Origin of the sequence: Nocardioides sp. YIM 152315 (genome assembly GCF_029210375.1) — a bacterium.
Lineage (GTDB): Bacteria > Actinomycetota > Actinomycetes > Propionibacteriales > Nocardioidaceae > Nocardioides.
Genome location: NZ_JARGER010000013.1, coordinates 137493 through 138117 on the forward strand (window position 1 = coordinate 137493; position 625 = coordinate 138117).

1 protein-coding gene is annotated in these 625 nt (G+C 72.2%); it reads left to right on the forward strand.

All coding sequences use genetic code 11. The annotated features are described in order from the left end of the window. Nucleotides 1-74 precede the first annotated feature (74 nt). Nucleotides 75-362: a DUF1905 domain-containing protein gene (locus PZ894_RS03690; protein ID WP_275742592.1), complete on the forward strand. Its 288-nt coding sequence runs from the start codon at nucleotides 75-77 to the stop codon at nucleotides 360-362. Nucleotides 363-625: the final 263 nt, after the last annotated feature.

Consider the following 625-nt stretch of genomic DNA (forward strand, 5'->3'; position numbering starts at 1 on the left):
CCCCCCCCCCCCCCCCCCCCCCCCCCCCCCCCCCCCCGGCTAGGTTCAGGGCCGGGTGCGTCTAGGGTCCTCGCATGGACCTGGAGTTCTCCGGCGACGTGTGGCACTGGCGCGGCCCGGCGCCCCACCACTTCGTGTGGGTGCCGCAGGACGACGCCGCCCAGATCGACGACGTCGCCGCCGCCGTCACCTACGGCTGGGGCATGGTCCCCGTGACCGTCCACCTCGGCGGCTCCACCTGGACGACGTCGCTGTGGCCCAAGGACGGCGGCTACATCGTGCCGCTCAAGGCGGCGGTACGCCGCGCGGAGGGCATCGACGTCGGCGACGTCGTCACTCTCCGCCTCGGCATCGAGGTCTGAGCTCGCTGGCGCCTGTCTCGAAACCACCGCAGGCGAACACGAACCGCGCGGTTTCGAGACGGGACTTCGTCCCTCCTCAACCACCGAGGCCCGGTGTCGGTGGTTGAGGAAGGCGCCCTGGCGCCCGTCTCGAATCCACCCCGGGTGGTCGGGTACGTCGGATCGGGCGTGGCGCTCCAGGGGGTAGCGATTGTTGACGTCCTCCCGGCGGCGCCAGTATTCGTCCTCCGCCAGGGCGGTCAAGGGTTCGCTTCGCCGCTTCG